Annotated in this window: 15 protein-coding genes and 1 pseudogene; 10 read left to right on the plus strand and 6 right to left on the minus strand. The window is 48.7% G+C overall.

Annotation, left to right across the window (positions count from 1 at the left end):
• Positions 1–74 precede the first annotated feature (74 nt).
• The 4 genes and pseudogenes from ACOJUN_RS09495 to ACOJUN_RS09510 all read left to right on the plus strand — a co-directional run bounded on the left by ACOJUN_RS09495 (position 75) and on the right by ACOJUN_RS09510 (position 5006).
• Positions 75–1517, plus strand: coding sequence for a C2H2-type zinc finger protein (locus ACOJUN_RS09495; protein ID WP_422136392.1), 1443 nt, complete (start codon positions 75–77; stop codon positions 1515–1517).
• A gap of 31 nt (positions 1518–1548) precedes the next feature.
• A pseudogene (locus ACOJUN_RS09500) lies at positions 1549–1650 on the plus strand (transposase); the annotation flags it as partial.
• Positions 1651–1908: 258 nt separating this feature from the next.
• Entirely contained in the window at positions 1909–3441 is a 1533-nt protein-coding gene (locus ACOJUN_RS09505; RefSeq protein WP_422136393.1) for a C2H2-type zinc finger protein, read from the plus strand.
• Between the two features lie 146 nt (positions 3442–3587).
• A complete protein-coding gene (locus ACOJUN_RS09510; protein WP_422136394.1) occupies positions 3588–5006 on the plus strand; it encodes a uracil-xanthine permease family protein in 1419 nt (472 codons plus the stop codon).
• A gap of 78 nt (positions 5007–5084) precedes the next feature.
• Here ACOJUN_RS09510 and ACOJUN_RS09515 read toward each other — a convergent pair whose 3' ends face one another.
• Positions 5085–6437: an 8-oxoguanine deaminase gene (locus ACOJUN_RS09515; protein WP_422137058.1), complete on the minus strand. Its 1353-nt coding sequence runs from the start codon at positions 6435–6437 to the stop codon at positions 5085–5087.
• 150 nt (positions 6438–6587) lie between these two features.
• Entirely contained in the window at positions 6588–7226 is a 639-nt protein-coding gene (locus tag ACOJUN_RS09520; protein ID WP_422136395.1) for a TetR/AcrR family transcriptional regulator, read from the minus strand.
• Positions 7227–8106: 880 nt separating this feature from the next.
• On the opposite strand from ACOJUN_RS09520, the gene ACOJUN_RS09525 reads away from it, so the two are divergent.
• The 4 genes from ACOJUN_RS09525 to phoR all read left to right on the plus strand — a co-directional run bounded on the left by ACOJUN_RS09525 (position 8107) and on the right by phoR (position 12242).
• Positions 8107–8757, plus strand: a complete 651-nt coding sequence (locus tag ACOJUN_RS09525; protein ID WP_422136396.1) for a chorismate--pyruvate lyase family protein — start codon at positions 8107–8109, stop codon at positions 8755–8757.
• Between the two features lie 214 nt (positions 8758–8971).
• On the plus strand, positions 8972–9859 hold the full coding sequence (gene ubiA, locus ACOJUN_RS09530; protein WP_422137059.1) for a 4-hydroxybenzoate octaprenyltransferase: 888 nt from the start codon (positions 8972–8974) through the stop codon (positions 9857–9859).
• Positions 9860–10188: 329 nt separating this feature from the next.
• Positions 10189–10878, plus strand: coding sequence for a phosphate regulon transcriptional regulator PhoB (phoB, locus tag ACOJUN_RS09535; RefSeq protein WP_422136397.1), 690 nt, complete (start codon positions 10189–10191; stop codon positions 10876–10878).
• Between the two features lie 44 nt (positions 10879–10922).
• A complete protein-coding gene (gene phoR, locus ACOJUN_RS09540) occupies positions 10923–12242 on the plus strand; it encodes a phosphate regulon sensor histidine kinase PhoR (protein ID WP_422136398.1) in 1320 nt (439 codons plus the stop codon).
• A gap of 440 nt (positions 12243–12682) precedes the next feature.
• Here the strand turns inward: phoR and ACOJUN_RS09545 are convergent, their stop codons facing one another.
• The 4 genes from ACOJUN_RS09545 to ACOJUN_RS09560 form a co-directional block, all read right to left on the minus strand.
• Complete coding sequence (locus tag ACOJUN_RS09545) at positions 12683–13105, minus strand: hypothetical protein (protein WP_422136399.1); 423 nt, start codon at positions 13103–13105, stop codon at positions 12683–12685.
• A gap of 601 nt (positions 13106–13706) precedes the next feature.
• Positions 13707–15242 (minus strand): SpoVR family protein, encoded by a 1536-nt coding sequence (locus ACOJUN_RS09550; protein WP_422136400.1) that lies wholly within the window; start codon positions 15240–15242, stop codon positions 13707–13709.
• Positions 15243–15256: 14 nt separating this feature from the next.
• The gene (locus ACOJUN_RS09555; RefSeq protein ID WP_422136401.1) at positions 15257–16534 is read right to left on the minus strand and encodes a YeaH/YhbH family protein; all 1278 of its coding nucleotides are present in this window, start codon (positions 16532–16534) and stop codon (positions 15257–15259) included.
• Between the two features lie 378 nt (positions 16535–16912).
• Entirely contained in the window at positions 16913–18835 is a 1923-nt protein-coding gene (locus tag ACOJUN_RS09560; RefSeq protein WP_422136402.1) for a PrkA family serine protein kinase, read from the minus strand.
• A gap of 579 nt (positions 18836–19414) precedes the next feature.
• Between ACOJUN_RS09560 and ACOJUN_RS09565 the strand changes: the two genes are divergently transcribed.
• Both ACOJUN_RS09565 and ACOJUN_RS09570 read left to right on the plus strand, forming a co-directional pair.
• Complete coding sequence (locus ACOJUN_RS09565; protein WP_422136403.1) at positions 19415–20641, plus strand: hypothetical protein; 1227 nt, start codon at positions 19415–19417, stop codon at positions 20639–20641.
• Positions 20642–20843: 202 nt separating this feature from the next.
• Complete coding sequence (locus ACOJUN_RS09570) at positions 20844–22067, plus strand: hypothetical protein (protein WP_422136404.1); 1224 nt, start codon at positions 20844–20846, stop codon at positions 22065–22067.
• Positions 22068–22110 lie beyond the last annotated feature (43 nt).

Raw genomic sequence — 22110 nt, forward strand, 5'->3', positions numbered from 1 at the left:
TATCCTCAGTGCTCCTATCCCCGGAAAAAAAGGATAGAACCATTAAAAGTCTACTCTCGCACGTATTTGCCTTTTTGCCTTTCGTCTGCCCGGTTGAGCCACAGACTTATGGTTTTATCGTTGAGGTTGATCAGAATGAGGCTTCGACAAGCCAGAGTTTTTCTATAAAAACTGAGCCGGGCCTATTATCTGCAATGCCAATGACCGATGGGAGGCTGATGCAAAACGAACCATCACACATGATCATCACTTTGATGAAAGGAACGGGCGGGGGTAACTACTCCCGGACAACAGAGTCAGAGGATCATGGTCAGTCATTCAATAGACATTCAGAAAAATCACACTATTTATACGACAACGACAATAATGATGGAAATTCGGGTCGGCCCACTGACTCCCGACATAGCTTTGACAAGAATTGCCATGAACAGCCCTGTTGTAATCAACAGAGAGTCTGTATCTACGCTCCTGCCACAAGTACCCGGTGTCGTTCAACCACAGATGACTCTTTCGCTTGCGATGTCTATTTGCAAGCAGGCGATCAGGAATCTGGCCCGGTAAGCCATCCTGCTGAAGCACCGACAGTTGTCTCAGGAGCTGACAGCACAACCGGTGCCTCATTAAAATTAAAACCACCACCTGCGAAAAAACAAAGGAAGGCAGGCTCCAAAAAATACCGATGTGATCACCCCGGCTGTGAAAAATCACTTAGCTCTCAAACCTCGTTGTACAATCACAAAAGCCAATATCACACCGGAGAACGAACCTGCCCTTATTGCCAGAAGCCCCTGCCAAACGCTCAAGCCCTGACGGTTCACAAAAGAAAAGATCACACCGGAGAGAAAACCTGCCCTGAGTGCCAGAAGACCCTGGCAAATGCTCTAGCCTTGTCGGTTCACAAAAGTCAATATCACAGCGGAGAGAAAACTTGCCCTGAATGCCAGAAGACCCTGCCAAACACTCAAGCTCTGTGGGTTCATAAAAGAAAAGATCACACCGGAGAACGAACCTGCCCTGAGTGCCAGACGACCTTGCCACACGCTCAAGCCCTGTCGGTTCACAAAAGTCAATATCACACCGGAGAGAAAACCTGCCCTGAGTGCCAGAAGACCCTGCCAAACGCTCTAGCCCTGTCGAATCACAAAAGCCGATATCACAGCGGAGAGCAAACCTGCCCTGAATGCCAGAAGCCCCTGCCAAACGCTCTAGCCCTGTCGAATCACAAAAGCCGATATCACAGCGGAGGGCAAATCTGCCCTGAATGCCAGAAGCCCCTGCCAAACGCTCAAGCCTTGGCGCTTCACAAAAGAAAAGAACACACCGGAGAGCAAAACTGCCCTGAGTGCGAGAAGACCCTGCCACACGCCCAAGCCCTGTTGGCACACAAAAGAAAATATCACACCGGAGAACAAGCCTGCCCTGAGTGCCAGGCGCTACTGCCAAACAATCAGGCTCTGTCGAATCACAGAAGGCTACACCGGAAACGAAAGCTTGAAGATGCAAAGTCAAGTGATTGATTTCTGCTTGTCACAGGCTCAGGAGGGAAGGGCACTGCACACGTTTGGGTATGATCTGAAGTGCAATGATCACGTCTATCTGTCTATCACCAGCGGCGGTTAACCGATGACAAAAAGACATGGGAGGCAATAGAGCTTGCCAACATTGAAAAGCTCCCAAAGTTCCTATCGTCTATCCTCACTGCTCCTATCCCCGGAAAAAAAGGATAGAACCATTAAAAGTCTACTCTCGCACGTATTGGTCTTTTTGCCTTTCGTCTCCCCGGTTGAGCCACAGACTTATGGTTTTATCGTTGAGGTTGATCAGAATGGGGCTTCGACAAGCCAGAGTTTTTCTATAAAAACTGAGCTGGGCATATCAACTGCAATGCCAATGACTGGTTGGAGGCTGATGCAAAAACAGCCATTACATATGCTCAGCACAAACGGATATTCGGGGTCAGGCATGCTGCCCGATGACAAACCCTGTCGGCGAAACAAACTTCAGATTATCACTTTGATGAACGGGGCGGGCGGCGGTAACAATTCCCGGGCAATGGGGTCAGAGGATCATGGTCAGTCATTCAATAGACATTCAGAAAAACCGCATTATCTATACGACAACGACCATAATGATGAAAATTCGGGGCAGCCCACAGACTCCCGACATAGCCTTGACGAAAATTGCCATGAACAGCCCTGTTGTAATCAACAGGGAGTCTGTATCTTTGCTCCTTCTACAAGTACCCGGTGTCGTTCAATCTCAGATGACTCTTTCGCTTGCGATGTCTATTTGCAAACAGGCGATCAGGAATCTGGCCCGGTTAGCCATCCTGCTGAAGCATCGACAGTTGTCTCAGAAGCTGACAGCAGAACTGGTTCATCATTAAAATTAAATCCACCACCTGCGGAAAAACAAAGGAAGGCAGGCTCCAAAAAATACCGATGTGATCACCCTGGCTGTGAGAAATCATTTAGCTCTCAAGCCTCATTGCGCAATCACAAAAGTCAATATCACACCGGAGAGCGAAGCTGCCTTGAGTGCCAGAAGTCCTTGCCAAATGCTCAAGCCCTGTCGGATCACAAAAGAAAATATCACACCGGAGAACAAACCTGCCCTGAATGCCAGAATACCCTGCCAAACGCTCAAGCCCTGTCGCATCACAAAAGAAAATATCACACCGGAGAACAAACCTGCCCTGAGTGCCAGAAGATCCTGGCAAACGCTCAAGCCCTGTCGTCTCACAGAAGAAGAGATCACACCGGAGAGAAAACCTGCCCTAAGTGCCAGAAGCCCCTTCCAAACGCTTATGCCCTGGCGGTTCACAAAAGAAAACATCACACGGGAAAGCAAACCTGCCCTGAGTGCCAGAAGCCCCTTCCAAACCCTTATGCCCTGGCGGTTCACAAAAGAAAACATCACACGGGAAAGCAAACCTGCCCTGAGTGCCAGAAGACTTTTGCAAACGGTAAGTCCCTGTCGGCTCACAAAAGTCAATATCACACTGGAGAGAAAACCTGCCCTGAATGCAAGAAGCCCCTGCCAAATGCTCAAGCCCTGGCGTTTCACAAAAAAAAAGATCACACTGGAGAGCAAACCTGCCCTGAGTGCCTGGAGACTCTGCCAAACGCTCAAGCCCTGTGGGTTCACAAAAGAAAAGATCACACCGGAAAGCAAACCTGCCCTGGGTGCCAGAAGACCCTGGCAAACGCCCAAGCCCTGTCGGTTCACAAAAGTCTATATCACAGCGGAGAACAAACCTGCCCTGAGTGCCAGAAGATCCTGCCAAACGCGAAAGTCTTGTCGGTTCACAAAAGAAAAGATCACACCAGAGTGCAAACTTGCCCTGAGTGCCAGAAGCTCCTGCCAAACCCTCAAGCTCTGTCGAATCACAAAAGACAACACCGGAAACGAAAGCTTGATGATGCAAAGTCAAGTGATTGATTTCTGCTTGTCGCAGGCCCAGGTGGGAAAGGCTAGCACCTGGCAGGCTGGTTGCGCTGGTATAGTACCCCAAAAAAAATTGAATAATTGGTCAAGGAATTGCAATACTCACTCTGTATAAAAAAAAATAGACGGCAGGAGTATGCATGAATAGCCAGACTCATAATCCCGACCTCATCCACCAATTAAACGACAAACCACCATTATTTCGAGCTTTTTTCAGTGCCCTGCAGCATATGATAGCCAGCTTTGTGGGGGTTGTGACACCGACCCTGGTCATCGGTGGGGTGTTGGGTTTGGGAGAGCATATTCCTTACCTGATCAGTATGGCGCTGATCGCCTCAGGGATAGGTACCTTTATCCAGGCCAGACGGTTTGGTCCCCTGGGGTCTGGTTTGTTGAGTATTCAGGGAACCAGTTTTGCGTTTTTGAGCTCCCTTATTGCTGCCGGTTTTGTGGTTAAGAGTCGGGGAGGCAGCAGTGAAGAGATTATTGCACTGATGACGGGTCTTTGTTTTTTCGGGGCATTTATCGAGATTGTCCTGAGCCGCTTTTTCCATAAGCTGCGCAAGATTATTACGCCAACCATTACCGGAATTGTTATTTCACTGATTGGTCTCAGCCTGATTAAGGTAGCTGTGACCGATATGGCCGGTGGCTTCAATGCGCCTGATTTTGGTGCGCTGAGCAACCTTGCAGTGAGCATCACCGTGTTAGCGACTGTGATCTTTTTTAATCGCAGTTCTCGTCCCATGGTGCGTCTCTCGGCGATCTTCCTTGGCTTGCTGGTGGGCAGCCTGATAACACTTTATACCGGTAAAATGACTCTGCAGGGATTGTCGGACTCGGTTTTATTTACTGCTCCGGTGCCTTTTAAATATGGAATGACCTTCGATTGGGAGCTATTCATTCCGATTGCTCTCATTTATGTCATAACGACCATTGAATCTACCGGTGACCTGACTGCGACAGCAAAACTTTCGGGTGAACCTATTGAGGGTGATGGATACGTTGAGCGTATTCGTGGCGGTATTTTGGCTGATGGCGTGAACTCTCTGACCGCAGCTTGCCTGAACAGCTTTCCAACGACGACGTTTAGCCAGAACAATGGTGTGATTCAAATGACCGGTGTCGCCAGCCGGTTTGTTGGCTATATCATTGCCGGTTTGTTTTTAGTGATGGGACTTTTCCCGATACTCGGGGCCATCCTGATGCTGGTTCCCAAGCCTGTGCTGGGTGGGGCTACATTGGTTATGTTTGGCACGGTGGCCGCTTCAGGTATTCGCATCCTGGCTTCAGGATCACTTGATCGTCGACAGGTAATGATCATTGCTGTGTCCATGGGTATGGGGCTGGGCGTCACTATTGTGCCCGGGGTGCTGAGCCAGATGCCGGAACTGGTCAAAAACATTTTCAGCTCGGCGATTACCACCGGAGGTCTGACCGCTATTTTGCTGACACTGGTTTTGCCTGAAGATTCCGGGCCTGAATCCAGCGATCAGAGAAAAGTGGTGAAAAATATTAATGCATCTTCGGGAGCCATCAAAGAAGAAACCACTTCCTGATTATTTCCGTCATACCCTACAACTCGTTCCCCGTCATAAATCTCTGGAGCATTGGAACCAGAGATTTACGACAGCCTCTCAAGACACCAGCTTTCTGGCAGAAAGCTGGTGTGCAGCCATGATGGCCTCTTGATCAAGATGAAGTAGTGTTTCATCTTTAATCAGCCACTTTCCTGCACACATAACGGCAGCTGCTTTATGGCCTCCACAAAGAACCAGTGCTGCCAGTGGGTCATGGCTGCCACTGAAACGCAACTCATCCAGGCTGAAAAGAGCAAGGTCGGCTTGCTTTCCTTCTGCCAGTTCTCCAATATCGCCCCTGCCAAGCACTTTGGCTGAGCCTTTTGTTGCCCAGTACAGAGCATCGAGATGAGTGACTTCGTCTGCGGCGTAACGCAGACGATTGATCAGCAAAGCCTGACGGACTTCCTGCATCATATTGGAGCCGTCGTTTGAAGCGGAGCCATCCACACCCAGTCCGACGTGCACGCCTGCAGACGCCAGTTCTTTGGTGCGGCAGATGCCCGATGCCAGCAGCATATTCGAGGTAGGGCAGTGACAGACGCCCATGCCCGCCTGTCCCATTCTTTTGATTTCATCGTCATTGAAATGAATACCATGGGCCAGCCAGACATCGTCAGCCAGCCAATCCACAGATTCCAGGTAATCCAGTGGCCGTAAACCGAACCGCTCGATGCAGAAGTTGTCTTCATCATGGGTTTCAGCCAGATGGGTATGTAATCGAACATTGTGTTTACGGGCCAGCCCAGCGGTCTCTTTCATCAACTCTGTGCTGACTGAAAAAGGTGAGCAGGGTGCCAGGGCAATCTGAACCTTTGCCCCCTCGTCTGACTCATGATAACGATGAATCAGACGTTCGGAGTCGTCGAGTATCTCAGCTTCTGTTTGCACGGTAGACTGGGGAGGAAGGCCTCCATCCTTCTCTCCAAGGCTCATGGAACCCCGAGTCAGTATAACCCTGCTGCCAATACTGTCAGCGGCCTTCACCTGAATATCAATGGCTTCTGTGAGTGCTTCCGGGAATAGGTAGTGATGATCTGCCACTGTTGTACAACCGGACTGCTGCAGTTCTGTCAGTCCCAGCTGAGTGGCGTTAAACAGCATCTCTGGCTTCAGTCTGGCCCAGACAGGATAAAGCGTTTGCAGCCAGGGAAAGAGTTTTTTATTCAGTGCCGGAGGGAAGGCGCGGGTCAGGGTCTGATAAAGATGGTGATGAGTATTGATCAGACCGGGAAGGAGAACCTGTCCGGAAGCGTCATAGCTTTGATCACAGGAGACTTTCGGAGACTGTCCCGAGGGAACCAGCTCTGTGATCTTGCCGGAGCTTTCATCAATCACCACGCCGTTACCGGCGTCCTGACTGTTTGCGGTGAAAATAGCCAGGGGATGTTTTATCCAGACTCTCATCATCTGCCTCTTGTTATGAGCAGGACGGTCTGGATAGTGCAACAAGCTGCCGTATACCATAGACCGCCAATACAGCAGTTTATGGCAGTGACTTGCGTGTTAATCTGCCCGGTTCATTTTTACCTTGTGACTCTACAAGATTTTTATCGTTTCTCAAACCTTCAGACCGCAACCACGAAGAACAATGTCGCAGATAGTGTCAGCGGCTTGATCGTAGGTTGAGGCAGGCAGTTTCTTTTTGTTCATGATAAGGCAGATCTGTTTTTCATAATCAGCGTAATGCTGAGTCGATCCCCAGATCATAAAAATCAGGTGCATGGGCTCTACCCGGGCCATTTTACCCTCATCCATCCAGTGCTGAAAAATCTCTGTTTTGTTTTTAAACCACTGCTGGGTAGAGTCCTTCATGGACGGAGACAGCTGCTGGCAGCCATGAATGATTTCACTGGCAAAAATTCGGCTGGCTGTGGGGTATCTTCTGGAGACTTCTATTTTTGAGCGGATATACCGTTCAAGTGACTCTGCAGGGTCATCTTTCGGATGAAAGCTGTTCAGTTTGTCATTCCAGAGATACAAAATATTGTTAAGAACTTCGTCATAAATTTCCTGCTTGTTACTGAAGTAATACAAGACAGTCGGTTTTGGTAAATCGGCCAGGTCAGCTATACGCTGGATTGTGGCTCCCCCGAATCCATGCCGGGCAAACTCCTGTTCGGCAGCTTTCAAAATCAGCCGAACTCTCTCGGTTCTTATACGACCGGTCTTTTGGGGCGTACGTTTTACGACAGCCATGCGCGGATCCTGATTTATAGTTTTCGATCATCCCTTGGGGATGATTTATACCATTGGCAGGAAGCATAGAAAAGAATTCGGTCGTGTCCATTAAAGTCAGGCAGAAAGAAATTGAGGAAACCGTGACACTCCCCGCCTTGGAGCCTGACCGAGAATAGCGCCCGTAGCGAGGACGGCAGAAAATTGAGGATGAAAATTCGGTTTTGTGAGGAGAATAGCGAGCTATTTGACGAACAAAAGCGGATTTTCAGACCAATTTGCTGCCGCCGCAGTAGGGCAGTCTATTCTCGGTCAGGCTCCTTGGAGGGTGTCGCAAAAACTCTGGTTGCCATGCTTTTAGGCCCTGTGGGTTCCAGCGTGGGAACGAGTTGTTGGAGTTTTGCGACACCCTCAATCGGGCGGAGGGAGATATAAGTCGGGAAGGTCGGGCCGCGTAGGTCGGGCCGCGTAGGTCGGGCCGCGTAGGTCGGGCCGCGTAGGTCGGGCCGCGCTGGTGAAGAGCCTTATGCTTGCGTGTTTGTGCATAGTTGGCTAAATTCACTGTCGGTCTGTCTCTATGCAGAAACTCACGATGATGAAAACCAAGCACTGTTAACAAAAAATTAAGGCAGAGCCAACTGCCCAACCGCCCTTGAAGAACCAGATGAACCCATACCTGAGTGACCCGTTAAGGCAGCGGCAAATCAAACAAAAGACCAATAAATAACCGAGGGGCACCCGGTTGCTGCTGATGGAGGCTTCTGCGTAAGTCCGGTCGTTATAGGCTGGCTGTAGCTTATGAAGTCAGAAGCCTCGCCTGACAAGGCGGGGAGTGTCAAGGTGAGCTGCCTTGTTTCCTCCCGGGGCAGTTCTGGAAAATTGGATTTGTGCAGCAGGAGTGATGGTGCCTTTTATTGATTTTTCAGGCTTATCCTGGAAGCCGAGACATTATTTGAAACAGCAGATTCCAGAGCCCTGGAGAGACTGGCTGCTGGACAGAGGTTCCCTGACTCAGCGTTTGAAACATGAGTTTGACGGCGACTTCAGGGTTCAGGTTATTCGTCACGGGACCTTTATGCCGACCTGTTCGGAGCTAAAGTTTCTCAATAACTATGAACAGTCAAAGGCTACGTCCACGTCTGGTGAGTTGGCAGGATCATTCGAAAACAGACATTGCAGCAAAATGGCTTCTATCAGGGAGGTTCTGCTGATCTGTGGTGGCCGACCCAGAGTGTTTGCACGAAGTGTATTGCCTCACAGCAGTCTTATTGGCACGAACAGAGAGCTGCTGCAACTGGGCACTAAGCCCCTGGGGGAGTTTTTATTTAATCATCCCGGTATGCGTCGGGGACCATTTGAGGTAGCGGAACTGCCGGCTCGTCAGTTTAATCCTCATCTGGTTGAAAAATACTCTGATGAAACAGCCTGGGGAAGGCGGTCGTTATTTTATTTGCACGAAAAGTCTATATCTGTTTGTGAAATCTTTTTGCCGGACCTGTCTGAACAGACAGAGAAGCACTCCAGAGTCATGTCGAAGCATCCTGAACCCTGAAGCTCTACAAGAATGATTGTTTGTCGAAGCACTTACCTCGTGAAATATAGAGATTTCCGCAGTCGGTCTGGTCATGGCCTGATTGAGAACCTGGCCTGACCTGATAAACTGGCGATGCGGGTCATGATTCAGGGCGATGAGCAATAAGAATCTCAGCGATGATAATAAAGATGCAGATAAGCAGCTAAATATTATGATGCAATTCAGAAAACCAATGGCGGTATTGGCAGGCACTGAAGTAGTTCTGCAACGATTTCCCCGTTTAAAAGATTTCTTACGGCTGGCCCGGCTGGACCGGCCTATTGGTATTTATCTGTTGTTCTGGCCTACTATGTGGGCACTCTGGGTGGCGGCAGAAGGTGTACCGAGTCTGAAGAATCTGGTGATTTTTTCGGTCGGCGTGGTTTTGATGCGCAGTGCAGGCTGCGTTATTAATGACTTTGCTGACAGGAAAGTGGACGGCCATGTTAAGAGAACACAGCATCGACCGCTGGTAACGGGTAAAATTCAGGAAAAAGAAGCGCTGATCTATTTCTCCGGTATGGTACTTTTGTCTTTCATTCTTGTACTCTTTACCAATACTCTTACCGTCCAGCTCTCTTTTGCCGGATTATTGCTGGCCTCGGCTTACCCTTTTGCCAAAAGACACACTCATCTGCCTCAGGTGGTTTTGGGGGCTGCTTTTGGCTGGTCGATACCCATGGCTTTTGCGGCTCAGAGTGGCTCGTTGGGAAACATCGTCTGGCTGATGTTTCTGGCCAATCTCTTCTGGACAGTGGCTTACGATACTCAATACGCCATGGTGGATCGTGACGATGATCTGAAAGTAGGTATCAAGTCCACAGCCATTCTATTTGGCGAGATGGATAACCTGATTGTTGGTTGCCTGCAGGTACTTACCCTGATGACACTGGCCATGGCAGGCCATCAACTGGAGTTAGGTGCTCTCTATTATCTCTCATTGTTGGCTGTCGCAGCCCTTTTCGTTTACCAGCAATGGTTAACCCGTCGTCGTGAGCGTGAAGCCTGCTTCAGGGCGTTTCTTAGTAACCACTGGGCCGGAGCCATTGTATTTGCAGGTTTCGTGTTGAGTTATCTTTGATCTTCAATCCGGCTTAGAGCCCGGTAAGTATTGCTACTTATGGTGGCTGTGGGGATAAATGGCGAAAAGCCTTACCCTGTAAACCCTGAGGGATCTTTTTATTTTTAAGCTGCAATATCAGCCTTTAGTGTGTCATCTGCCTGTAACATTTCAAAGGTGTAATGTCCGGTGTATAGTGCGGTTGATCAAAGTAGTGAGAAGCAGCCTGAGCGATAGGAAAGGTGCTGTCCTGAGACACTACCATCCTGATATAGCCCTAATGAGCTTCAGCTGATAGATGCCAGAACGTCACCGCCGAAATCGAATCGACAGATAACAGGTAGAGATTAATGCCAGGAAAGACCATTCTGATCGTAGATGACGAAGCACCGATTCGCGAAATGGTGACCGTTGCTCTGGAAATGGCAGGGTATGACTGTCTTGAGGCAGCAGATGCCAGAGAAGCGCACTCTCTGATTGTGGATAACAAACCCGATCTGATCTTGCTGGACTGGATGTTACCAGATGTCTCTGGAATTGAACTGGCCCGTCGTCTGAAGCGCAATGAGCTGACCTCTGAAATACCCATTGTTATGTTGACGGCCAAAGGTGAAGAAGACCACAAAATCCAGGGACTTGAAACCGGTGCCGATGACTACATCACCAAGCCTTTTTCTCCCCGCGAGCTGGCTGCTCGTTTAAAAGCGGTTCTCCGTCGTACAGGCGGATTTGATAACCAGTCTCCCATTGTCATCAAGGGATTGGAGCTGGACCCTGTCAGCCACAGAGTCTCTATTGATGGCTCACCTGCTGAAATAGGACCTACCGAGTACCGTTTGCTGCAGTTTTTCCTGACGCACCAGGAGCGTGCCTATACCCGTGGGCAGTTACTGGATCAGGTCTGGGGTGGCAACGTTTATGTGGAAGAGCGAACCGTTGATGTACACATTCGACGCTTGCGTAAGGCCTTAGGTGATAACTACGAAGCCTTTGTGCAAACGGTTCGTGGTACTGGATATCGTTTCTCAACGAGGGTGTAAACCTTTTATGCTCAGTGCTCAGCAGTTATCTGGCCGGGAGTAATATGACAACAATTTCAAAAACCCATTTGCTGAGCCGCATGATCGCCTACGTGATTGTCGGGTTTTCCCTGGGCTGGTTGTTTGGAGAGCCTTTTTTAGGACTCTGTGTGGTCATGGGAGGTTATTTTGTCTGGAGCTTCCGTCAGCTTTTCAAGCTGCTGGACTGGCTGAATGACCCCAAGGCCAGGAGCAAAGAGCCTCCTGAGAGTAAAGGGTTCTGGGGGCAAATTTTTGATGGTATCTATCGATTGCAAAAACAGCACAGTCGTTCCCGGCAAAAGCTGGCCGGAGTGATTGAACGTGTTCAGGAATCAACTGCTGCGCTGAACGACGGTGTTGTAATGATAGATAATCAGAGCAACCTGGAATGGTGGAATCCCGCCGCTGGAACTTTGATAGGGCTTAAGACGCCTGACGATCAGGGGCAGTTGATTACCAATCTGCTACGTGATCCAAGGTTTGTCGACTACTTTGAGCAGGGTGGTTATCAAAAAGCTCTTGAGATCCCCTCGCCAATCAACCCTGATCATCAACTGCAATTTAATATAACGGTTTATGGCAAAGGCAATCGTCTCATGACCGTTAGAGATGTCACGCGCTTGAATCAGCTGGAAGTCATGAGAAAAGACTTTGTTGCCAATGTCTCCCATGAACTGAGAACACCACTGACGGTTGTGTCTGGATACATCGAAACCATGCTGGACAGTCTGGGCCCGGATTCAGGTCTGCCCCCTGTTTGGGAAAAAGCACTGAACAGGATGCAGGAGCAGTCGCTGAGAATGCAGAATCTGGTGGCAGACCTGCTGTTGCTGTCCAAACTGGAGTCGGCTGAAGCTCAGGCAGACGAGAATGGGGTTCATGTTAAAACCCTGCTCAGCAGTATCGTTGAAGACGGATGTGCACTCAGTGGTGAAAGCCGGCATCAGATTTCTCTGGATTGTCCTGAAGATGTCTTTTTGGCAGGCAGCAGTAATGAGTTGCGCAGTGCCTTCTCGAATCTGGTCTTTAATGCCGTGCGCTATACACCCGAGGGTGGGAAAATACTTGTGCGCTGGTGGCAGGACGGGGAAGGCGGACATATGATGGTAGAAGACAATGGTGTCGGTATTGATCCAATGCATATTCCGAGGTTGACTGAGCGCTTTTACCGGATTGATAAAAGTCGTAGCCAGAATACCGGGGGAACGGGGCTTGGCCTGGCTATCGTCAAGCACGTCATGCTGAGACACGGAGGCAAACTCACGATCAGCAGTCACCCAGGAAAAGGCAGCCGCTTTATTTGCCACTTTCCGGAAAAATGCCTTGAGTTGGAACACTCATGAAAGCAGAAAAGGGCCGGTGGCACCTTTTCTGCTTTTAGGACTACCATCAAAAAATGAATAATCTTTTCATGGTTTCATCATTCGCGAACAGTCTGTTGTACTACAGACTGATCCTGACTATCTTTACTCTGAAACGCTAATCCCCGGGAGCTGGCAGGGTGGTGGATTTTAACCATCCTGCAAAGACCGGGCTTGCGTATTTGTATTTTCTTTACTAGTTTGTATCTGTCTCTTGAACACCTGCTGTGGGGTGCACTGCGGGCTGTTGGTCAGAGTGTTGATGAGAGTGGTCCCACCTGAGCACTCTGTAATGGGATCCCCAACTGATTACTTCGAGTCAGAGGGGGAGGTTTTTCAAAGAATGATACTTTGATCCATTGGTGTCTCTATTCAAGAAGTTGCAGACCGGGCATGAACCCGAAATACTGACGAAGGTAGACTTACTCTTCGCCAACGACGCATTCCAGACGTTTTTTGCCGGTGCGGTCCAGGTAGCTTTGGAAGTCACGCGGCAAGCGCCCTGTGGTAGAGCCATCCCATTGGACAGTGTCGCCGGCTTCTGTCTGGTACTCAAAAGTAAACCTTTGGACATTACGACGACGTTTTTGAGTCGCTATTTCCAGATGGTCCAAGTCTTCCATTGAAATGCCGCGTTCGGCCATGATCTGCTTAACGGCTTCAATGTTTTCGAGTTTGGCTTGACGCTCTTCGTCAATCTTATTGCGGGCTTCAACTTTCTCCTGCATTACGTCCTGCATTCTGGAGATGATACGCTCAAGATCTTCGACATGAACATCTTTAAACAAAGAGCGGATACGAGTTTTACTGCTCAGGCGGTGATGAATTTCTTCAAAAACGTTCATTCAGGAACTCCCAATTCAGACTAATTCGACCGGGTATTAATGGTTATCAATGACGGAGGTAACTATTTATACAGGAAGCTTTAAATTGATGGAAGCATTTAATGTGCTTTTATGGACTATTTAAATAGATTTAATAACGCTTTATGTGATGGTAGGAATAATTTTGTGCAATACATAAACGGTTATGAGTCATCAAGACATGCAAATGAATTGAATTGCTTTGAGTGGGTATTGCTTGTTTTTAAAAAACAGCCATTCAGCCGTGCATCTGACTCTTTGAAAATATCGTTAATAGGCATCAAGCTTCTGGTTATCACCGTAGTCAGTATTTTTTGCATTGAACGGAAGGGCTGGTTCTTTCTGTCGTGGCAGCGGGGATTCGGTTTTAAGTGGATAGGATATGTGGGGCCAGAAGCCTGCCGGACTTAAGGCCGTCCCAAGCAGCTACTGCTCCTGCATCCATGCAGTCGTGAGGTTGCAATAGCAACCCTTGCTGCGGGGTGACCCGGACGGAGGCTTAAGTCCGGGAGACTCTCGGATGGCTTTTTAATTCTTATTAGTTTTCAATATAAAAAGACCCTCGTCTTTCAATCAGATCTTTTTAGTGAGACTTCCCGGAATCTTTTTTATCCGGGCACTGATAGCTTTTGCTTACCTTGTTATCAATGGTCACCGACTCCAGTTTGACATCAAATTGCCAGAGCCGGTGTACGTGCCTGAGTAATTCCTCTGTACTTTTATCCAGTGGACGTCCCTGGTGCTGGTAATGTCTGAGAGTCAGGGTTCGATCGCCACGCACATCCACATCAAAGACCTGGATATTGGGCTCCCGGTTGCCAAGATTGTATTGAGCAGCCAGCGACTCCCTTACTTCTTTGTATCCGGTGCTGTTATGAATCGCATCGACTTCCAGGTAGGACTTGCTTTCGTCATCCAGAACCGAGAAGAGTCTGAGTTCTCTCATCACCTTGGGAGACAGGAATTGCAGAATAAAGCTTTCATCCTTGAAGTTTTTCATCGCAAAATGCACGGTTTCCAGCCAGTCACTGTCGGCAATGTCCGGGAACCAGTGTCTGTCTTCATCGGTAGGATTTTCACAGATTCTGCGAATATCCTGAAACATGCTGAAGCCCAGTGTGTAGGGGTTGATGCCGCTGTAGTGCGGGCTGTCAAAGGGAGGCTGGTATACGACACTTGAGTGAGAGTGCAGAAATTCCAGCATAAAGCCATCGGTGACTTTTCCTTCATCATAAAGCTCATGGAGAAGATGGTAGTGCCAGAAGCAGGCCCAGCCTTCGTTCATCACCTGGGTTTGACGTTGAGGGTAATAGTATTGGGATACTTTCCTGACTATTCGCAGCAGTTCACGCTGCCAGGTTTCCAGCAGTGGCGCATTTTTTTCCAGAAAGTAGAGAATGTTCTCTTCCGGGTCTTTAGGAAAGCGTTCAACTTTTTTCTCTTCTTTGTCTTCCGTCTTTGGAATAGTGCTCCAGATGTCGTTCAGGGTTCTCTGAATATACTCTGCTCTTTCCTGCTGGCGCTCTTTTTCCTGTTCTGCTGAAAGTGGTCTCGGGCGCTTGTAGCGATTAACACCCTGGTTCATCAGGGCATGGGCAGCGTCCAGAACATCTTCAACCGCTTCAACGCCATATTTTTCTTCGCACTCAGCAACATAACGCTTGGCAAACATCAGGTAGTCAATAATGGATTCGGCATCGGTCCAGGTCTGGAACAGATAGTTACCTTTAAAGAATGAGTTATGACCATAACTGGCATGGGCCAGTACCAGAGCCTGCATGGTCATGGTGTTTTCTTCCATGAGATAAGCAATGCAGGGGTTGGAGTTGATCACAATTTCATAAGCCAGCCCCATGCGGCCGCGTTGATAATTCTGTTGGGTATGGAGAAACTGTTTGCCAAAGCTCCAGTGACTGTACATTAATGGCATGCCTGTAGAAGAGTAGGCATCCATCATCTGTTCGGCACTGATGACCTCAATCTGGTTCGGGTAAGTGTCGAGCCGGAACTTGTCTGCCAGCCGCGCCAACTCACGGTCGTATTCCTGAATGAGATCAAAGGTCCATTCTGAACCCGTGGAGATGGGTTCTCTCTCTTTAATATCTGTAACCTCACTCATGGCGGATGCCTCACTTATACGGTTTCTTTTTTCTCAAACAGACGACGGAACACCGGATAAATGTCATTCGGTGTTTTGATCTGTTGCATGGCAAACTGATCGGCGAACTGTTCAGCTATGCTTTCGTATTCACGCCACAGGTTCTGGTGAGCCCGGTCGGTGATTTCGACGTAGGAAAAGTATTGAACCTTCGACATGATCTGCTCGGTCAGAATTTTCGAACAGACGCTGGAATCTCCTTCCCAGTTATCACCATCGGAAGCCTGGGCGACGTAAATGTTCCAGTCCACCGGGCTGTAACGTTTGTTGATGATGTCACTGGTCATTTCCAGAGCACTGGAGACAATGGTTCCGCCGGTTTCTCTGGAATAAAAGAAATCATCCTCATCAACTTCTTTTGCGGCAGTGTGGTGCCGAATGAAGACCACTTCGATCTGTTTGTAATTACGTTGCAGGAACAAATAAAGCAGGATGAAAAAGCGCTTGGCCATGTCTTTGATTTCCTGTGTCATGGAACCGGAGACATCCATGACACAGAACATTACGGCCTTGTTACTGGGGCTGGGAACTTTAATCAGGTTGTTGTACTTGAGATCAAAGTCATCAATAAAGGGCAGCTTTTTCAACTTGCCATTGAGCTCTTTAATCTTCTCGCGAAGTTCTTCTACAAGTTGAGAATCGGCTTCCTCCGGACTGACTTCCAGCTCACGAAGCTGCCGTCTTAATGCCCTTACTTCCTTTCGGGCACCGCCACCGAGGGCAATTCTTCGAGCGTGTGCTGATCTCAGGGAGCGAACAATGTTCAATCGATCAGGAGAGCCTTCGCTGGTGTAACCGGCGTGCTTCATTTTGAATTCAGTGGCATCCTGAAGCTGCTTTCGAACCAGGTTTGGCAGCTCAAGATCATCAAACATGTGATTCAGAAATTCTTCATGGTTGATCTGGAAACTGAACTCGTCCATGCCTTCGCCGGAGTTACCGGCTTTGCCCCGGCCTGAACCCTGCCCGGAACCACCGGATGGTCGTTTGATTCTGTCGCCGGAAACAAACTCTTTATTACCGGGATGAACCTGTTTGTAGCGGCCACCCTGACCATGCTGAAAGTGGGGTTCAGAGAGATCTTTAGTAGGAATGGTAACCTGACTCCCAGATTCCACATCCGTAATGGAGCGTTTGTTAACCGCTTCAGAAACCGCTTTTTTAATGTGCTTTCGGTATCTGTCCAGAAAACGCTGTCGATTGACAGTACTCTTGTTTTTCCCGTTCAGACGTCGATCAATAATAATGCTCATCAGCACGCTCCCTGTCTGTTATGACACAGAACATTTCATGATTTCCATGTCGCCAGTTTTGAACTGCCTGTTCAAAACCTTGTTATTCCAATCCCTGCTTGCCATGATTTTTTTCGCTTACCGCTTTTTTTGCTCATGGTTTTAGTAGTTATCGGAATAGGGTGACATCTTTCCACCGTTTTTGTGTATTTTGGCTCCGAAAGCTATTTTCTGACGTTCGTCAGTCACTTTCGAAGCGGTCTCGAAATTATTTTTTGATCACTTTTTTCACCTGCCCATGGTCGTTGGTCGGACCTGTAAATGATCAAAGAATAATTCCATTAAGTACCTGGTTAGGTACTTAAAAAGGGCCTGCGACGCTGTCGCAGGCCTCAGCTCTTACTGTGACTTTCTGACCCTGATGTACCATTCAGCCAGCAGTCTCACCTGTTTCTCGGTATAGCCTCTCTCGACCATGCGCTTCACAAACTCGTTGTGTTTGCGCTGGTCTTCATTGCTGCTTTTGGCATTGAATGAAATGACCGGCAGAAGGTCTTCAGTATTGGAGAACATTTTCTTCTCAATCACGGTGCGCATTTTCTCGTAGCTGGACCAGCTTGGGTTTTTACCCTGATTGTTGGCCCTGGCTCTGAGTACAAAGTTCACCACTTCATTACGGAAGTCTTTCGGATTGGCGATACTGGCGGCCTTCTCAATCTTCTCCAGCTCTTCATTGATTGAAGCCCGGTCGAGTATGTCTCCGGTTTCCGGATCACGGTATTCCTGATCCTGAATCCAGAAGTCAGCGTAGGTGATGTAACGGTCGAAGATATTCTGTCCATACTCAGAGTATGATTCTAGGTAAGCAGTCTGGATTTCCTTGCCCAGAAACTCAATGTACTTCGGCGCCAGAAATTCCTTCACATAACGCAGGTAGCGTTCATGGATTTCTTTCGGGAATTGCTGCTGTTCTATTTGCTGCTCCAATACGTACAGCATATGAACCGGGTTTGCCGCCACTTCGGTGGGATCGAAGTTGAAGACCTTGGAAAGAATCTTGAAAGCAAAACGGGTTGAAAGCCCTTCCATACCTTCATCCACTCCTGCAGCATCTTTGTACTCCTGCAGCGGCTTGGCATTAGGGTCGGTGTCTTTCAGGTTTTCACCGTCGTAGACTCGCATCTTCGAGTAAACGTTGGAGTTTTCAGGTTCTTTAACTCGAGACAGAACCGAGAACTGGGCCAGCATCTTCAGGGTATCGGGTGCGCAGGGCGCTTCTCTCAGAGAGCTGCTGGAGAGCAGTTTCTCATAAATCAGAATCTCTTCTTTCACCCTTGTGCAGTAGGGCACTTTGACAATATTAACCCGGTCAATAAAGGCTTCGTTGGTTTTATTGTTCTTGAAGGTTTGCCATTCTGATTCGTTGGAGTGAGCCAGGATCACACCATTGAAAGGAATCGCGCCCATCCCTTCGGTACTGTTGTAATTACCCTCTTGAGTGGCAGTCAACAATGGGTGGAGAACTTTGATAGGAGCCTTGAACATCTCCACAAATTCCATCAGACCCTGGTTGGCGCGGCAGAGTGCTCCGGAGAAGCTGTAAGCATCCGGATCATCCTGAGAGTATTCTTCCAGCTGACGGATATCCACTTTACCCACCAGACTGGAAATGTCCTGGTTGTTTTCATCACCGGGTTCGGTCTTGGCGATGGCCACCTGGTTAAGAATGCTGGGGCAGAGTTTTACAATCTTGAACTTGGTGATGTCACCACCAAACTCGTTAAGACGCTTCACTGCCCAGGGTGACATGATGCCGCCCAGATAACGTCTGGGAATGCCGTATTCCTGAGTCAGAATGTCACCATCTTCATCGGCATTGAACAGATTCAGTGGTGATTCAAAAACCGGCGACCCCTTAATGGCGTAGAAAGGTTGCTTTTGCATCAGGGCTTTCAGTTTTTCCGCTAGAGAAGATTTACCGCCACCCACCGGACCCAGCAAATAAAGGATCTGTTTCTTTTCTTCCAGTCCCTGGGCAGCGTGCTTGAAGTAAGAAACAATCTGTTCAATGGCTTCTTCCATACCATAGAACTCTTCAAAGGCGGGGTAACGTTTGATCAGTTTGTTGGAAAAAATACGACTCAGGCGAGAATCCCGGGAGGTGTCTGTCATCTCCGGTTCGCCAATGGCCATCAGCATTCTTTCTGCTGCATTGGCATAGACCCCGGGATCATCTTTACAGAGGTCGAGATATTCCTGAATGGTAAGCTCTTCCTGCTGCGTGGACTGGAATCGCTCCTGGTAGTGGTTAAATATATCCATATTGTGCCCTGCCCTGTCTGATGTTCGGATTCGACAGCCGTATCGGGGGGGCGCCCCCTTTATTCACGACTGTCTCAAGATCAGTACATTGGCCACTCTTATGATTGAAGAGAGTCAGTATAGAAAGTGGCCCGGGCTGGCAGCCGTCCATTGGCTGACATCATGGAAAGCTCAACTAAAACCTGGAAGCCTGATCAAGAATTTTTTTATTCCCGGTCAGTCTCCTGTTCGTTGACTCAAACACAATGGCAGGAAAAGTCCAACCCATTAGATTTTATAATGTGGAGTTTTTAATCAATCTGCAATAGCTGTCGTCGGGTTTAGTGCAGAAAATAGCGATTTTTTTTCTGCACTCAAAAAAAATGCACTGAGCTTTTGGGGTTTGTGACAGTTTTGCCATCTTTGCATAAATTAAAATTATACGACTAAGTTAATGTAAAAGATTTGCAGCCAAATACTTCTGAATCAGGGGCTGATAGCTGCCTTATTTGCACCGCACTTTGTAGCTAAGGAAATTTCATTCATAGCTTCGCCGAGGGGCTATATTTCCTGTTCAGTCAGTTTTTCCGGGAAATTATCATGAAAAAGTTATTCAACCCTTTTCCGTTACTTTTGTGTTTGTTTTATTCGGCGGCACAGGCCAGCCTCCCCTCAAAAAATGATTTTGATTTTCTTGAGCCTTTTAATGACAACGCACTGTTTGCAAGCGGGCTTGAGTTAACGAAAAGCATTGCCGGGCTCTCTTTGTCTACCCTGATGAACCTGGGTATCTGGTGGGGTGTCTGTAAAACAGCGGGAATGGTCACAGGGCTTACAAGGACACATAATCTGACTGAAACGGATACAAAGGAGCTGGAGAGTTCGCAAACGGATTTCTGTCTGCAGCTGGCGTCCGTGATGACTATCGCCGAAGTGGCGCTGGCCGGGCATGTGTCTCCCTGGCCCACGAAGCGCCGGTGGAAACCTCTATATTATGCCGGTGCAGGATTGGCAGCTTATGACGCTATTGCCCAAACAAGGGAGTTAGTGCCTGTCTCAGTCTTGACCTACCTTGCGTCAGAAGCGGTATCAAGAACTATAGCCAGCACTATGGCGGTGTTAATTCTAAGAAAAATGAGCGTAAGGGATATTACAACTGAATGGTATGTGGCCAGGGAATACGTATTATCTGCGCTTAGTTTGGTTATTGCAGGCAGTGTCGCCTACGAAGCTTTGGTCCATAAAGGCTTCAATGCAACAAAACGGATTCTTGCTACTGCTGTCAGCGCAGCGATTTTAGGTACCCTCTCGAGAATTATTTCAGGGGCAATAATTGATGTGGACGGACAGACAAATACCAGAGCCCTGGCCCGAGTCGCAGTCGAAACCATATACTTAGCCGCAGTCACAGCCGTGGTGTCAGCCGGAGCCACAGCCGTTAACATAATTGAAGATGAAACCGGAGCTCCATCTCTATCCGGATCCGCAGCTTTAGTCGGAGCTTTAGTCGGATCCTTAGCCGGAGTTGGAGTCGGAGCCGAAGTCAAAGCCGAATCCCAACCCGGAATGGAAGTCGGAGTTGTAGCCACAGCCCTGGGTGGAGTCGGAACCTTGCTTACGTTGGGACGCTCGCAGATAATCTCAAACAACCCGGTTATCCAGGCCGGTGTCACTTTGGTGCCTGCGTTGGCTTTCGCTGTTATCAACAGTCTTTCAAACTACGCCGTTTATGGCTATCCACTGGAACAAGGCATTTCAGAGACCAGCTGGACTCAGTGGAAAAAGTTCTATGCGCCCCTGGATTATTTCTCGACTCTGTTTAAATGACAGACCTGACTGTCAGCCACTGAATCAGCGGTGAACTCTGGCAGCTAACGGCTGTTTCAGTCGCTGTGCCCAAGGCGTAGCCTATTGGTAGCATTTAATAGCTGCATTATTTGTAGCGCACCTTGTCGTTAAGGGAATTGTCATCCATAGCTCCGTTCAGGGTCTATATTTCCCGTTCAGTTACTGTATCTGGGAAGTCACCATGAAAAAGTTATTCAACCTGTTTCCGTTACTTTTGTGTTTGTTTTATTCGACGGCACAGGCCGGCCCCCCCTCAAAAAATGATTTTGATTTTCTTGAGCCTTTTAATGACAGCGCACTGGTGGCGAATGGGCTTGAGTTAGCAGAAAGCATTGCCGGAGTCTCTTTGTCTACGCTGCTCAACCTGGGTATATGGTGGGGTGTCTGCAAAACAGCGGGAATAGTCTCCGGGCTTTCAGGCAAATATGATCTGGCTGCATCGGATACAAAGGAGCTGGAGGAGTTGAAAGCGGATTTCTGTTTGCAACTGGCTCCTGTGATAACTACCGCCGAAGTGGCGCTGGCCGGGCATGTATCTCCCTGGCCCCTGGAGCAGCTCTGGTGGAGACCCCTGTATTTTGCCGGTGCAGGAATGACAGCATACATCGCCAATACGAAAACAAGGGGGCTTATACCTGTCGCAGTCTTGACCTATCTGGCGTCCGAAGCGGTATCAAGAACTGGAGCCAGTGCTATGTCGGCGTTAATTCTTAGAACAATGAACGTAAGGGATATTACAACTGAATGGTATGTGGTCGCCGAATACTCAGCATTGTCTATGATTAACGGGGTTATGCTAGGGGGGGGCATTTATGAGAGCAAGATCCGCAAAGGCTTCAGGCATCCACAAGCAACTATTGCTGCTGTTTTCAGCGCTGCGAATGCGGGTGCCCTTTCGGGAATTATTTCAAAGTTAGTAATTTATGCGGACAAAAAAAAGGCCGGAGTCGGAGCCGGAGCAGGAATCGGAGCCGCAGCATTAACCGTAACCATAATCGAAATCGGAGTTTTATACGGACTTGTGCCCGGAGCTTCAATCGGAGCCGTATCCGGAGCCTTGGCCGGAGCCTTGGCCGGAGCTGTATCCGGAGCCATAGTTGGAGCCAAAGATGTAGCTGGAGGCGCAGCCGGAATCGGAGTCGGTGTTGCAGTTGGACTGGGAGCCTCAGCCCTGGGCGGATTCGGAGCCTTACTTATGTCGGGTAGTTCGAAATTAACCTCAAACAACCCCTTCATCAAAGCCGGTGTCACTTTGTCGCCTGCGTTGGCTTTTGCTGTTATCAACAGTTTTTCAAACTACGCCGTTTATGGCTATCCACTGGAACAAGGCTTTTCAGAGACCGGCTGGACTCAGTGGAAAAAGTTCTATGCGCCCCTGGATTATCTCTCGACTCTGTTTAAATGACAGACCTGAATGTCAGCCACTGAATCAGCAGTGAACTCTGGCA

This window comes from Endozoicomonas sp. ALD040 (genome assembly GCF_049275945.1).
Classification (GTDB): domain Bacteria; phylum Pseudomonadota; class Gammaproteobacteria; order Pseudomonadales; family Endozoicomonadaceae; genus Endozoicomonas_A.